Raw genomic sequence first — 12,713 nt, 5'->3', positions numbered from 1 at the left:
GTGCGGAGTCAGACGCCGATCTCCTTCTCCGTCCGCCGGGCGGCCGGAATCGCGCACTCCGCGGGGTCCTCGGCCGGTTGGGCCGCGGCGGCGGCTCGGGCCCGGCGCCGGGCCAGGGGAGCCGCGAGGACCGTCAGGACGATGAACGCGCCGATGGTGAGCAGCACGATCGTCGCGCCGGGCGGCACGTCCTGGTAGTACGAGGTGACCGTGCCGCCGAGGGTGACGGCGACGCCGATCGCGACGGAGATCGCGAACGTCGCCGCGAAGCTCCGGCTCATCTGCTGCGCGGCGGCCACGGGCACGACCATCAGCGCCGACACCAGCAGCAGCCCGACGACCCGCATCGCCACGGTGACGGTGACCGCCGCGGTGATCGCCGTGAGCAGGTTCAGCGCCCGCACCGGCAGCCCGGTGACCCGGGCGAACTCCTCGTCCTGGCTGACCGCGAAGAGCTGGCGGCGCAGGCCCAGGGTGACGAGGATCACGAAGGCCGCGAGAACGCAGATCGCGGTGACGTCCGACTCCGAGACCGTCGACAGCGAGCCGAAGAGGTACGAGGTCAGGTTGGCGTTGGAGCCGGTCGGGGCGAGGTTGATGAACATCACGCCGCCGGCCATACCGCCGTAGAAGAGCATCGCGAGGGCGATGTCGCCGCGGGTCCTGCCGTACCAGCGGATCAGCTCCATGAGGACGGCGCCGAGCACGGAGACCACGGTCGCCATCCACACCGGTGACCAGGAGAGCAGAAAGCCCAGGCCCACCCCGGTCATGGCGACATGGCCGATGCCGTCGCCCATGAGCGCCTGGCGGCGCTGCACCAGGTAGATGCCGACCGCGGGGGCGGTGATGCCCACGAGGACGGCGGCGAGCAGGGCCCGCTGCATAAAGGCGTAGTCGAGGATCTCCATCAGCTCAGCAGTCCCGTGCGGATCGGTTCGGCACCTTCCGGCGCGTGCGGGTGGACGTGGTCGTGGCCGGGCAGGGCGTGCTGGCCGAGGGCCTTCGGCGGCGGGCCGTCGTGCAGGACGCAGCCGTCGCGCAGGACGACCGCGCGGTCGATCAGCGGTTCCAGCGGGCCCAGTTCGTGCAGCACCAGCAGGACCGTCGTACCGGCCGCGACCTGTTCGCGCAGTGTCCCGGCGAGCACCTCCTGGCTGGCCAGGTCCACCCCGGCCATCGGCTCGTCCATGATCAGCAGGTCGGGCCGGGAGGCGAGCGCGCGGGCGATCAGCACCCGCTGGTGCTGGCCGCCGGAGAGCGCGTTGACGGAGTCCTTCGCCCGGTCGGCCATGCCGACCAGCTCCAGGGCCTGCCGTACGGCCGCGTGGTCGGCCTTGCGGAAGACGCCGAAGCGGGTGCGGGAGAGCCGGCCGGAGGAGACGATCTCGGTGACCGTGGCGGGCACCCCGCCCGCGGCGGTGGTGCGCTGCGGCACGTACCCCACCCGCGACCAGTCGCGGAACCGGCGGTGTTCCGTCCCGAAGAGCTCGATCCGGCCCGCGCTCACGGGCACCTGCCCGATCACGGCGCGCACCGCGGTCGACTTGCCCGAGCCGTTGGCGCCGAGCAGCGCGACGACCTCACCGTGGCCCACGGTGAGGTCGATGCCGCGCAGGACCGGGCGCGAACCCAGCTCGGCGGTCACGCCGCGTACGGATATGACGGGCTCGCTCACGCTGGCCTCCGTAGCTGTCACCGGGCGCCGAGAGCCGTCTTCAGCGCCGTGAGGTTGGACTCCATGACCTTGAGGTAGTCGTCGCCCTTGGACTTGTCGGTGATGCCCTCCAGCGGATCGAGGACGTCCGTCCTCAGGTCCGCGTCCGAGGCGAGGGTCTTCGCGGTCTTGTCGGAGACCAGTGTCTCGTAGAAGACCGTGGTGACGCCGTCGGCCCTGGCCTCCTCCTGGAGCTCCCTGATCCGGGCCGGGCTGGGCTCGCTCTCCGGGTCGAGGCCGGAGATGGCCTCCTGGGTCAGGCCGTAGCGCTCGGCGAGGTAGCCGAAGGCGGCGTGGTTGGTGAAGAAGACCTTGGTCCTGGTGTTCTTCAGGCCGTCCGTGTACCGGGAGTTGAGGTCTTCGAGCTGCTTGACCAGGGTCGCGGTGTTCTTCCGGTAGTCCGCCGCGTGGTCCGGGTCGGCCTTCTCGAAGGCCTTGCCGACGCCCTCGGCGACCTGGGCGTACTTCACCGGGTCGAGCCAGATGTGCGGGTCGAGGGCGTGCTCCTCCTCGTCGGAGTGCGCTTCCTCCTCGGCGTGCGCCTCCTCCCCGGCGTGCTCGTGTTCGACGTCGCCGTGGTCCTCCAGCGTGGTCAGCGTCGCCGCGTCGATCCTGGTGCCGACCCCGGACTGGTCGACGGCCTCGTCGACGGCCGGCTGGAGGGTCTTGAGGTAGAGCACCGCGTCGGCCTCGCCGAGCCCGGCGGTCTGCTTCGCGCTGAGCTCCAGGTCGTGCGGCTCCTGGCCGGGCTCGGTCAGCGTGCTGACGTTCACATGGTCGCCGCCGATCCGGTCGGCGAGGAACTGCATCGGGTAGAACGACGCGACGACGTCGAACTTGTCGGTGTTGCCCACCGTGCCGCTGTCGCTGGAGCAGGCGGTGAGGGCAGCGAGACCGAGGGCGGTCACCGCTGCCGTGGGTATGAGGCGACGTCGTACGTTCATGACAGTCATTTTCAATGCATCTGGAAACGATTGTCAACAAGCGCCCGGAGTGGTCCCGAGCACGTCCCGATTTGGTTGAGAGGGAGCCTCCGCCGGTAACCTGAGTCATTCGCTGGAAGCACCTCTGCTTCGTCGCCCGTCGTCGTAATGAAGAGAGCACCGTGGCCGCCGACAAGATCGACACCATCGTCAGCCTGAGCAAGCGCCGTGGCTTCGTATTCCCCAGTAGTGAGATCTACGGCGGCACGCGGGCCGCCTGGGACTACGGGCCGTTGGGTGTCGAGCTCAAGGAGAACCTCAAGCGCCAGTGGTGGCGCTACATGGTGACGTCCCGCGAGGACGTCGTGGGTATCGACTCGTCCGTGATTCTCGCGCCCGAGGTCTGGGTCGCCTCCGGCCACGTCGCCACCTTCACCGACCCGCTCACCGAGTGCACCTCCTGCCACAAGCGGTTCCGCGCGGACCACTTGGAGGAGTCGTACGAGGAGAAGAAGGGCCGCGCCCCGGAGAACGGGCTCGCGGACATCAACTGCCCGAACTGCGGCAACAAGGGCCAGTTCACCGAGCCCAAGCAGTTCTCCGGCCTGCTCGCCACCCACCTCGGCCCGACCCAGGACAGCGGCTCCGTCGCCTACCTGCGGCCCGAGACCGCCCAGGGCATCTTCACCAACTTCGCCCAGGTGCAGACCACTTCGCGCCGCAAGCCGCCGTTCGGCATCGCCCAGATGGGCAAGTCCTTCCGCAACGAGATCACGCCCGGCAACTTCATCTTCCGCACCCGCGAGTTCGAGCAGATGGAGATGGAGTTCTTCGTCAAGCCGGGCGAGGACGAGAAGTGGCAGGAGTACTGGATGCAGGAGCGCTGGAACTGGTACACCGGCCTCGGTCTCCGTGAGGAGAACATGCGCTGGTACGACCACCCCAAGGAGAAGCTCTCCCACTACTCCAAGCGCACCGCCGACATCGAGTACCGCTTCCAGTTCGGCGGCAGCGAGTGGGGCGAGCTGGAGGGTGTCGCCAACCGCACCGACTACGACCTCGGTGCCCACTCCAAGGCCTCCGGCCAGGACCTCTCCTACTTCGACCAGGAGGCCGGCGAGCGCTGGACGCCGTACGTCATCGAGCCCGCGGCCGGTGTCGGCCGCGCGATGCTGGCGTTCCTGCTCGACGCCTACGTCGAGGACGAGGCGCCCAACGCCAAGGGCAAGATGGAGAAGCGCACGGTGCTGCGCCTCGACCACCGGCTCGCGCCGGTGAAGGTCGCCGTGCTGCCGCTCTCCCGCAACCCCGAGCTGTCCCCGAAGGCGAAGGGGCTCGCGCAGGCGCTGCGGCAGAACTGGAACATCGACTTCGACGACGCCGGTGCGATCGGGCGCCGGTACCGGCGCCAGGACGAGATCGGTACGCCGTACTGCGTGACCGTCGACTTCGACACGCTCGACGACAACGCGGTGACTGTTCGTGAGCGGGACTCCATGAAGCAGGAGCGGGTTTCTCTCGATCAGATCGAGGGGTATCTGGCTTCCCGGCTCGCCGGTTGCTAGTGGGGTGAGCCGGGTCGCGCCTGCCGGGCTTGTGTGAGTTTCCGGCTGCGGATCCGTTGTGGCTTGTCGCGCAGTTCCCCGCGCCCCCTACCGGGGTGTGGGGAACCGGTGTTTTTGAGGGGGCCCTCATTGGTCCCCGATGGCGGGCGTGGATTGGTCCTGTCGCGGGGCCAACGCGGCCGCCAGGGTGGGCTCATGAGTATTGCTTTTCTGGTGACCACCCTCGTGGTCGTCGTCACCCCTGGAACCGGGCTTGTCTACACCCTTGCCGCCGGGCTTGCCGGGGGGCGGCGGGGAAGTGTTGCCGCCGCTGTCGGGTGCACGCTCGCGATCGTGCCGCATGTGTTGGCGACCGTCACCGGGCTCGCCGCGCTGCTGCACGCGAGCGCCACGGCGTTCCAGGTCCTCAAGTACGCGGGCGTCGCCTATCTGCTGTACATGGCGTGGGCGACGGTGCGGGACAAGGGCGCGATCGACCTCGGCGGCGAGGAGTCGGCGCCGCCCGGCTCGTGGCGGGTGATCCGGCGGGCCGTGCTGATCAATCTGCTCAACCCGAAGGTGACGATCTTCTTCCTGGCGTTCCTGCCCCAGTTCGTCAGCCCGGCCGAGCCGCACGCGGTGCCCCGGATGCTGTTCCTGGGCGGTGTGTTCATGCTGGTGACCCTGGTGGTGTTCGGTGCGCTGGGGCTGCTCGCGGCGGCCGTACGCAGCCAGGTCGTGTCCCGGCCTCGGGTGCTGACCTGGCTGCGCCGGACGTTCGCGGGGTCGTTCGTGGCCCTGGGCGCCAAACTCGCCCTCACCGCCCGCTAGTTCGTGCCGGGGCGGCTCAACGTCCTTGCAGGGACTTCACGTTGTCGCCGAAGGTCCAGTTCCTGGAGCCGTCCCAGTTGATGGACCAGGTCATCAGGCCCTTGAGCCGGGTGCCGTAGTTCCGCCAGGCCTGGCCGACGAGGGACGTCGACATGTAGCCGCCGCCCGCGCCCGACTGGGCCGGCAGCCCCGGGACCTGCTTGTCGTACGGGACCCTGATCGTCGTGCCCTGGATGACCAGGCCCCTGTTGAGGCAGTCGGTCTGGGCGGTGAAGCCCTGGACGGTGCCGGCCGAGTAGGAGTCGCCGGAGCAGCCGTACATGCTGCCGTTGTAGTACTGCATGTTGAGCCACCACAGGCGGCCGTTGTCGGCGTACTTCTTGACGATCGGCAGGTACGCGCCCCAGATCGAGCCGTAGGCCACGCTGCCGCCGGTGACGTACGCGGTCTCCGGGGCCATCGTGAGGCCGAAGTTGGACGGCATCTGGGCGAGCACGCCGTCGATGATCCGGATCAGGTTGGCCTGGGACGCGGACGGCTGGTTGATGTTGCCGCTGCCGACGAGGCCGGTCTCGATGTCGATGTCGATGCCGTCGAAGTTGTACCTCTTCAGGATCGGCACGATCGTCGCGACGAACCGGTCCGCGACGGCGGCCGAGCTGAGGTCGATGCCGGCGGTGGCGCCGCCGATCGAGAGCAGGATCGTCTGCCCGGCCGCCTTGGCCGCGCACATCTCGGCGGGCGTGGCCACCTTCACGCCGGTGTCCATGCCGTCCTCCCACAGCGCGGTGCCGTCGGAGCGGATGACGGGGAACGCCGCGTTGATCACGTTGTAGCCGTGGGCGGCGATCCGGGAGTCGGTGATCGGGGTCCAGCCGAAGGGCGGGTGGACGCCGTTGGCGGCGCCGTCCCAGTTCTCCCAGTAGCCCTGGAGCACCTTGCCCGCGGGCTTGGACTTGACCGCGCAGGTGTCGGCGGCGGACGCGGTGGTGGCGACGGGGAGCTGGGTGAGGCAGGCGGCCGCCAGGGCGGCGGAGAGCAGACGCAGGGCGCGGCGGAGCATACGTGCCTCCCGGTGGGGGTGCGGTGAGGTGTCGTAGCCATGACATTGCGCGTGGTCCAGACCTCTCGTCAATAGGTCTGGACCATCTTGGCCAAGTATGGAATGACGGCTGACAGGTATCAGATGACAGATATTGAAATCTGTCATCTGTCATGTCATGGTGGAGGCACGTCCACCCCGTTCACCACGTCCACCCCGGACCAAGGAACCAAGGAGTTCTTATGCGCACCCGCACCCTCGGCACGACCGGCCCCCAGGTCTCCGCGCTCGGCCTCGGCGCCATGGGCATGTCCGCGCTGTACGGCGACGCGGACCGGACCGAGTCCATCGCCACCGTCCACGCCGCCCTCGACGCCGGCGTCACCCTCCTCGACACCGGCGACTACTACGCCATGGGGCACAACGAGCTGCTGATCGGCGAGGCCCTGCGCACCGCCCCCGCCGCCCGCCGCGAACAGGCCCTGCTCAGCGTGAAGTTCGGCGCCCTGCGCGACCCGGACGGCGGCTGGGCCGGCTACGACGGCCGCCCCGCCGCGGTGAAGAACTTCGCCGCCTACTCCCTCCAGCGCCTCGGCGTCGACCACATCGACGTCTACCGGCTCGGCCGCCTCGACCCGGACGTGCCGGTCGAGGAGACGGTCGGCGCCATCGCCGAGCTGGTCGAGAGGGGCCACGTCCGGCACATCGGCCTCAGTGAGGTCGGCGCCGACTCACTGCGCCGCGCCGCCGCGACCGCCCCGATCTCGGACCTCCAGATCGAGTACTCCCTGATCTCGCGCGGCATCGAGCAGGACATCCTGCCGACCGCCCGTGAACTGGGCATCGGCATCACGGCCTACGGCGTGCTCTCCCGCGGCCTGATCTCCGGCCACTTCACGGCCGACCGCCGGCTCGCGGCCAACGACTTCCGGGCCATGTCCCCCCGCTTCCAGGGCGAGAACCTGGAGCGCAACCTGAGCCTGGTCGAGGAGCTCCGCAAGATCGCCGAGCAGAAGGGCGTCAGCGTCGCGCAGATCGCCATCGCCTGGGTCCTCTCCCGCGGTGAGGACATCGTGCCGCTGGTCGGCGCCCGCCGCCGGGACCGGCTGACCGAGGCGCTGGGCGCACTCGACGTCACGCTGGACGCGGCGGACCTCGCGGGCATCGAGGCGGCCGTCCCGGCGGACGCGGCGGCGGGCGACCGCTACCCGGCGGCCCAGATGGCACACCTCGACAGCGAGCGCTGATCCCGGCGCCGGGTACGGTCTGAACCATGCCACCGACCAGCGAGACCCTGACCGCCGAGCGCATCCTGGAGGCGACCGAGGACGTGCTGCGCCGCCACGGACCGGCCAAGGCCACCGTGGTCGACGTGGCACGCGCGCTCGGCGTCAGCCACGGCAGCGTCTACCGCCACTTCCGCACCAAGGCGGCACTGCGCGAGGCCGTCACCAAACGCTGGCTGGACCGTACGTCGCAGACGCTGTCGGTGATCGTCGCCGAGGACCGCGACCCGGAGACCCGGCTGCGCGCCTGGCTGTGGGCCCTGTTCGACGCCAAGCGCCGCAAGGCGGGCGAGGATCCCGAGCTGTTCGCCACGTACATGGTGCTGGTCGGCGAGGCGGTGCAGGCGGTCGACGACCACCTCGTGGACCTCACCGCGCAGCTGACCCGGATCGTCCACGACGGCGCCGACGCGGGTGTGTTCACCGTCGCCGACGAGTCCGTCACGGCCCGCGCGCTCTTCCACGCCAGCGGACGTTTCCACGACCCCTGCTATGCCGCGGAGTGGGTCCGCCCCGGCGTGGAGTCGGACCTGGAGGCCCTGCTGGAACTCCTGCTGCGGGGCCTGAGATCCCGTGAGGCCGGCCCCGGCACCGCCTGACCGGCGCTCAGCGGCCCGGCGCCGACTCCGTCGGATCCACCGTCGCCTGGTGCGCCTCCGCGAGATGTTCCTCCGCCTTCAGCCAGGGCAGGAACTGCGCTCCCTTGCGCCAGCCGCACGTGTCACAGCTGATCGTGCGCTGCACTCCGGTGCGCTCGACCCGCACGACGTGTTCCCGCCCGTGCTGGTCCCAGCGGCTCACCTTGCTCGTATCGATCTGGGGCATGACGTCTCCCACGTCCGGGTCCGGCGATCTGTGTCGCGCAGCAAGGAGTGTGCAGCAGGAACAACATCAACAGGGGTTTCTTCACCGTAACTTCGGGAGAATGGCGGTGGCCCCGCCACCCGTCGGGGGGACCCCCTGGACCAGGGCTAGCCCTGCTTCCCGGCTCCCACGGACTCCCGTACCTCGCCGGACTCCAGGCGTTCGGCGGTGCGTTCGGCCGTGCGGCGGGCCCAGGCGCCGCTGGTGAGCAGGCCGAGGACCAGGACGGACAGGCCACAGGCGACCAGGACCCACCAGCCGGGCCGGGCGGCGGCGACGAAGGTCCTCGAGTACGAGGACTCGCCGATGCCGGCGGCCAGCAGGGCGCCGACGACCGCGACGCCCAGGGTCTGGCCCAGCTGGCGGCTGGTGGAGGCGACGGCCGCGGCGACGCCGGCCTGCGTGCGGGGCATGCCGGAGACGGCCGTGTTCGTGATGGGCGCGTTCACAAAGCCGAAGCCGATGCCGAAGAGGACGTAGCCGAGGAAGAGGGTTCCGTCGGACGTCTCGGCGTCGAAGGCGGCGAAGAGCAGGGCGCTCGCGGTGATCGCCAGACCCGCGACCAGGAGCGGGAGCCGTGGGCCACGGGTGCCCACCAGACGGCCGGACAGGGGTGCGCACAGGAACGCCGGGACGGCCATCGGCAGCATCCACAGACCGGCGTGCAGGGCGTCCAGGCCACGCACGTTCTGTAGATAGAGCGTGGACAGGAAGAGGAAGCCGCCCAGTGCGGCGAACGCGCTGATGGCGATCACCGTGGCCCCGCTGAACGGGGCCGAGCGGAAGAAGCGCAGATCGATCAGCGGCTCGGCGCGGCGCGGCTCGTAGCGCAGCAGGATCAGCAGGGCGGCGACGGCGACGGCCGCGAAGGGCAGGGCGGTGGCGATCCCGGCGTTGGGCGCCTCGATGATCGCGTAGGTCAGCGAGCCGAACAGCAGGATGATCAGGACCTGGCCGACCGGGTCGAAGCGCCGGGGCTTGGGGGCGCGGGACTCGGGTACGAACCGCAGGGTCAGCAGCAGGGCGGTGAGCCCGACCGGCAGATTGACCCAGAAGATCGCCCGCCAGTCCACGGCCTCCACGAGCACTCCGCCGACGAGCGGTCCCGCGGCCATCGAGATGCCGACGACCGCGCCCCACGCGCCGATCGCGCGGGCCCGCTCGCGGGGGTCGGTGAAGGTGTTGGTGATGATCGACATGGCGACCGGGTTGAGCATGGAGCCGCCGACGGCCTGGATCATGCGGAAGGCGACGAGCGTCTCCAGATTGGGTGCCACCGAGCACAGTGCCGAGCCGGTGGTGAAGATGACCAGCCCCGCGATGAAGACCCGCTTGCGCCCGATCCGGTCGGCCGTGGAGCCGGCCAGCATCAGCAGCGAGGCGAGGACGAGCGTGTACGCGTCGATCGTCCACTGGAGACCTGACGTGCTGGCTCGCAGGTCGCGCTGCATGGAGGGCAGGGCGACATTCAGTGCGGTGTTGTCCAGGCTCACGATCAGCAGGCTCATACAGCAGATCGCGAGCACCAGCATGCGTCGGCGGGGGCTCAGCTCGGGCATGACATACATCCTACGCCCACTTCGATAGTGCGGCTAACTAATGAATGGGGCATGTATCGCCCTCCCGGCACGGGCCCGCTCCCGCGGCACGGCACAATGGAGGAATGTCCACGCCCGTCACGCCCACGCGGCAGCCGCTGCGGATCGGTCCGCACACCGTCCAGCCGCCCGTTGTCCTGGCCCCCATGGCCGGGATCACCAACGCGCCCTTCCGTACCCTCTGTCGAGAGTTCAGCGGTGGTAAGGGCCTGTTCGTGAGCGAGATGATCACGACCCGGGCGCTGGTCGAACGCAACGAGAAGACGATGCAGCTGGTCCACTTCGACGCGACCGAGAAGCCGCGCTCGATCCAGCTGTACGGCGTGGACCCGGCGACCGTCGGCAAGGCCGTCCGCATGATCGCGGAGGAGGGCCTCGCCGACCACATCGACCTCAACTTCGGCTGCCCCGTGCCCAAGGTGACCCGCAAGGGCGGCGGCTCGGCGCTCCCCTTCAAGCGTCCGCTGCTGCGCGCCATCCTGCGCGAGGCGGTCACCGGCGCCGGTGACCTGCCCGTCACCATGAAGATGCGCAAGGGCATCGACGACGACCACATCACCTACCTCGACGCCGGCCGGATCGCCGTCGAGGAGGGCGTCACCGCCATCGCGCTGCACGGCCGCACCGCCGCCCAGCACTACGGCGGCACCGCCGACTGGGACGCCATCGCTCGCCTCAAGGAGCACGTCCCGGAGATCCCCGTCCTCGGCAACGGCGACATCTGGTCGGCCGAGGACGCGCTGCGCATGGTCCGCGAGACCGGCTGCGACGGCGTGGTCGTCGGCCGCGGCTGCCTCGGCCGGCCGTGGCTCTTCGCCGACCTGGTCGCCGCCTTCGAGGGGCGTACGCGGGACATCGCCCGTCCCTCCCTGCACGAGGTCGCGGCCGTCATGGTCCGCCACGCCACGCTGCTCGGCGAGTGGATCGGCGACGAGGCGCGCGGAGTCATCGACTTCCGCAAGCACGTCGCCTGGTACCTGAAGGGCTTCGCGGTCGGCTCGGAGATGCGGAAGCGCCTCGCCATCACGTCCTCGCTCGCGGAACTGCGCGCGGGACTGGACGAGTTGGACCTCGACCAGCCCTGGCCGACCGGTGCCGACGGCCCGCGCGGCCGTACGTCGGGCAACAACCGGGTCGTCCTGCCGGACGGCTGGCTGAAGGACCCGTACGACTGCGCGGGCGTCGGCGAGGAAGCCGAACTGGACACCTCCGGAGGCTGACCGGCCCCCGGGCGCTCAGCCCTTGCTGGGATGCGGAGTGGAGCCGTACGCCGTCAGGAAGCGGTCGCGGAAGGCGCTCATCTTCCAGACCGGGGTCTTCGGCCCCGGCTGGAGGCCGTCCGCCCAGCCCCAGTCCGAGATCTTCTCCAGCACCTTCGGGTCCTTGGCGACCACCGAAACCGGCACGTCCCGGCTGGCGTTCGGGCCGGTCACCTTGGCCAGCGGCTGGTGGTCGCCGAGGAAGACGAGCACGGTGTCGTCGGTGCCGTAGCGCTCCAGCCACTGGGTGAGGCTGTTCACCGAGTACTGGATCGACTTGCCGTACTCCTCCTTGGAGCGTTCCGCGTCGGTCGCCACCTCGGACGCCCGGTAGCCCTGCTTCTCGATGCCCTTGAAGAGCGAGCCGTCGCCGAGGTCGTCCCAGTCGACCATCTTCGGCAGCGGCGCCCACGGCTGGTGGCTGGAGGTCAGGATGATCTCCGACATCAGCGGCTTGTCGCGCTTCTGGCCGTGCACCCGCTGCTCGAACTGCTCCAGCGTGTACTGGTCCGGCATGGTCGACCAGCTGAACTTCGGCCCCTTGTAGCCCAGTTCGGAGGAGTCGTAGACGTTGTCCAGGCCGAAGAACCTCTGCTCCGGCCAGCCCTTCTGCACACCCGGCATCACACCGACCGTGTCCCAGGCGCCGGTCTTCTGGAACATCTTGGTCAGGGTGAGACGGTCGCCGGCGGTCACGGTCCGGTAGCGGGCCTGGTTGTCGATCCACAGCCCGGACAGGAACGTGGAGTGGCCGAGCCAGCTGCTGCCGCCGAACGTCGCCGACGTCAGCCAGCCGCTCTTCGCCTTGAACCCGGCCGCGTCCAGCGCCTTGGTCCGCGCGTCCAGCGTCCCCGTCACCCCGGGTGCGGTCACCGGGTCCTCGATCGCGGTCCGGCCGTAGCTCTCGATGAACGCGAACACGACGTCCTTGCCGCGCAGGTCCGGGACCAGCTGATCACCCGGCGTCGCCCCGAAGGTGTCCGCCTTCGCGTCCTTCGCGAACGCCGCCTCGTCCTTCAGCGTCCACCGCACCATGTGCGCCTTCGACTGCAACACCTCGGTGGCCCGGTCGGCGGCCAACGGCACCCCGCCGAGCTGCAACCCGAGGGTGGAGCAGGTGATCCAGACCGTGCCGGCGACGAGTGTGCCCCGGGTCGCGACCGACCTGTGCCGCTCCAGCAGCCGGCTCAGCCGGACCACCGCGAGGGCCGTCCCGGCGATCAGCGCGACCGGCAGCAGCAGCGCGGCGATCGTGGCGATCGTGGTGGTCGTCCGCCCGAACGCGTCGACCATGTACGACTGCGCGTCGTCCAGCAGCCCCCAGTCCAGCACCGGGTTGAAGCCACGCCCCAGATACTCCCCGAACCCGATGTCCAGCAGGTTCAGCACGGTCAGCACCCCGAGCGCGCCCCCGGCCACCGCCGCCACCACGGTCCGCCACCGTCCGCGCAGCGCGAGCAGCACCACGGCCCCGATGACCGCCTCGGCGGGCAGCCGCACAAACCGCGAAGGCCGGACGTCCGTCAGCACGTTGGGCAGCATCAGCGACACGAACACGAACAGCGCGGCGCCCCCGGTGGCAACCCGCCCGGACACCCGCACAGCAGCGGGATGCCGGGCGGCCCAGGCCGTCAGAACCCTCCGTGGGG

12 protein-coding genes are annotated in these 12,713 nt (G+C 70.1%); 5 read left to right on the top strand and 7 right to left on the bottom strand.

The window, feature by feature from the left end; all coding sequences use genetic code 11:
- Window positions 1-8: 8 nt before the first annotated feature.
- From ACIQAC_RS04000 to ACIQAC_RS03990, 3 genes are read right to left on the bottom strand one after another with little or no spacing between them, the layout of a single operon-like run.
- A complete protein-coding gene (locus tag ACIQAC_RS04000) occupies window positions 9-911 on the bottom strand; it encodes a metal ABC transporter permease (protein WP_402186708.1) in 903 nt (300 codons plus the stop codon).
- Window positions 911-1,678, bottom strand: a complete 768-nt coding sequence (locus ACIQAC_RS03995) for a metal ABC transporter ATP-binding protein (protein ID WP_402186706.1) — start codon at window positions 1,676-1,678, stop codon at window positions 911-913. The genes ACIQAC_RS04000 and ACIQAC_RS03995 overlap by 1 nt, the downstream gene beginning before the upstream one ends.
- A 17-nt stretch (window positions 1,679-1,695) precedes the next feature.
- Window positions 1,696-2,661: a metal ABC transporter solute-binding protein, Zn/Mn family gene (locus ACIQAC_RS03990; protein ID WP_402186704.1), complete on the bottom strand. Its 966-nt coding sequence runs from the start codon at window positions 2,659-2,661 to the stop codon at window positions 1,696-1,698.
- A 161-nt stretch (window positions 2,662-2,822) separates the two neighbouring features.
- Here ACIQAC_RS03990 and ACIQAC_RS03985 point away from each other — a divergent pair, with 161 nt between their 5' ends.
- Together ACIQAC_RS03985 and ACIQAC_RS03980 are read left to right on the top strand one after the other, a co-directional pair.
- Window positions 2,823-4,205, top strand: coding sequence for a glycine--tRNA ligase (locus ACIQAC_RS03985; RefSeq protein WP_402186702.1), 1,383 nt, complete (start codon window positions 2,823-2,825; stop codon window positions 4,203-4,205).
- Between the two features lie 195 nt (window positions 4,206-4,400).
- Complete coding sequence (locus ACIQAC_RS03980; RefSeq protein WP_402186700.1) at window positions 4,401-5,015, top strand: LysE family translocator; 615 nt, start codon at window positions 4,401-4,403, stop codon at window positions 5,013-5,015.
- Window positions 5,016-5,031: 16 nt separating this feature from the next.
- Here the strand turns inward: ACIQAC_RS03980 and ACIQAC_RS03975 are convergent, their stop codons facing one another.
- On the bottom strand, window positions 5,032-6,078 hold the full coding sequence (locus ACIQAC_RS03975; RefSeq protein WP_402186699.1) for a chitinase: 1,047 nt from the start codon (window positions 6,076-6,078) through the stop codon (window positions 5,032-5,034).
- A 221-nt stretch (window positions 6,079-6,299) separates the two neighbouring features.
- On the opposite strand from ACIQAC_RS03975, the gene ACIQAC_RS03970 reads away from it, so the two are divergent.
- Together ACIQAC_RS03970 and ACIQAC_RS03965 are read left to right on the top strand one after the other, a co-directional pair.
- Window positions 6,300-7,304, top strand: coding sequence for an aldo/keto reductase (locus tag ACIQAC_RS03970; RefSeq protein WP_402186697.1), 1,005 nt, complete (start codon window positions 6,300-6,302; stop codon window positions 7,302-7,304).
- A 26-nt stretch (window positions 7,305-7,330) separates the two neighbouring features.
- Complete coding sequence (locus tag ACIQAC_RS03965) at window positions 7,331-7,942, top strand: TetR family transcriptional regulator (protein WP_402186695.1); 612 nt, start codon at window positions 7,331-7,333, stop codon at window positions 7,940-7,942.
- A 7-nt stretch (window positions 7,943-7,949) separates the two neighbouring features.
- Here ACIQAC_RS03965 and ACIQAC_RS03960 read toward each other — a convergent pair whose 3' ends face one another.
- Both ACIQAC_RS03960 and ACIQAC_RS03955 read right to left on the bottom strand, forming a co-directional pair.
- The gene (locus tag ACIQAC_RS03960) at window positions 7,950-8,168 is read right to left on the bottom strand and encodes a hypothetical protein (protein ID WP_402186693.1); all 219 of its coding nucleotides are present in this window, start codon (window positions 8,166-8,168) and stop codon (window positions 7,950-7,952) included.
- 146 nt (window positions 8,169-8,314) lie between these two features.
- Complete coding sequence (locus tag ACIQAC_RS03955) at window positions 8,315-9,766, bottom strand: MFS transporter (protein ID WP_402186691.1); 1,452 nt, start codon at window positions 9,764-9,766, stop codon at window positions 8,315-8,317.
- A gap of 104 nt (window positions 9,767-9,870) precedes the next feature.
- On the opposite strand from ACIQAC_RS03955, the gene dusB reads away from it, so the two are divergent.
- Window positions 9,871-11,025: a tRNA dihydrouridine synthase DusB gene (gene dusB / locus ACIQAC_RS03950; protein ID WP_402186689.1), complete on the top strand. Its 1,155-nt coding sequence runs from the start codon at window positions 9,871-9,873 to the stop codon at window positions 11,023-11,025.
- A 15-nt stretch (window positions 11,026-11,040) separates the two neighbouring features.
- On the opposite strand, the gene ACIQAC_RS03945 is transcribed toward dusB, so the two are convergent.
- Window positions 11,041-12,606 carry a CDP-alcohol phosphatidyltransferase gene (locus ACIQAC_RS03945; RefSeq protein WP_402186965.1) on the bottom strand — a complete coding sequence of 522 codons (1,566 nt, stop codon included), beginning with the start codon at window positions 12,604-12,606 and terminating at the stop codon, window positions 11,041-11,043.
- Window positions 12,607-12,713: the final 107 nt, after the last annotated feature.

Origin of the sequence: Streptomyces sp. NPDC088387 (assembly GCF_044753385.1) — a bacterium.
Lineage (GTDB): Bacteria > Actinomycetota > Actinomycetes > Streptomycetales > Streptomycetaceae > Streptomyces.
Note: the sequence above shows the minus strand (reverse complement) of the source record. Positions and strands in the feature narration are given on the sequence as shown.

Coding starts and splice junctions, on each gene's coding strand:
- ACIQAC_RS03975 (WP_402186699.1), bottom strand. CDS start 6,078: ATGCTCCGCCGCGCCCTGCGTCTGCTCTCCGCCGCCCTGGCGGCCGCC.
- ACIQAC_RS03980 (WP_402186700.1), top strand. CDS start 4,401: ATGAGTATTGCTTTTCTGGTGACCACCCTCGTGGTCGTCGTCACCCCT.
- dusB (WP_402186689.1), top strand. CDS start 9,871: ATGTCCACGCCCGTCACGCCCACGCGGCAGCCGCTGCGGATCGGTCCG.
- ACIQAC_RS03970 (WP_402186697.1), top strand. CDS start 6,300: ATGCGCACCCGCACCCTCGGCACGACCGGCCCCCAGGTCTCCGCGCTC.
- ACIQAC_RS04000 (WP_402186708.1), bottom strand. CDS start 911: ATGGAGATCCTCGACTACGCCTTTATGCAGCGGGCCCTGCTCGCCGCC.
- ACIQAC_RS03955 (WP_402186691.1), bottom strand. CDS start 9,766: ATGCCCGAGCTGAGCCCCCGCCGACGCATGCTGGTGCTCGCGATCTGC.
- ACIQAC_RS03990 (WP_402186704.1), bottom strand. CDS start 2,661: ATGAACGTACGACGTCGCCTCATACCCACGGCAGCGGTGACCGCCCTC.
- ACIQAC_RS03960 (WP_402186693.1), bottom strand. CDS start 8,168: ATGCCCCAGATCGATACGAGCAAGGTGAGCCGCTGGGACCAGCACGGG.
- ACIQAC_RS03965 (WP_402186695.1), top strand. CDS start 7,331: ATGCCACCGACCAGCGAGACCCTGACCGCCGAGCGCATCCTGGAGGCG.
- ACIQAC_RS03945 (WP_402186965.1), bottom strand. CDS start 12,606: ATGCTGCCCAACGTGCTGACGGACGTCCGGCCTTCGCGGTTTGTGCGG.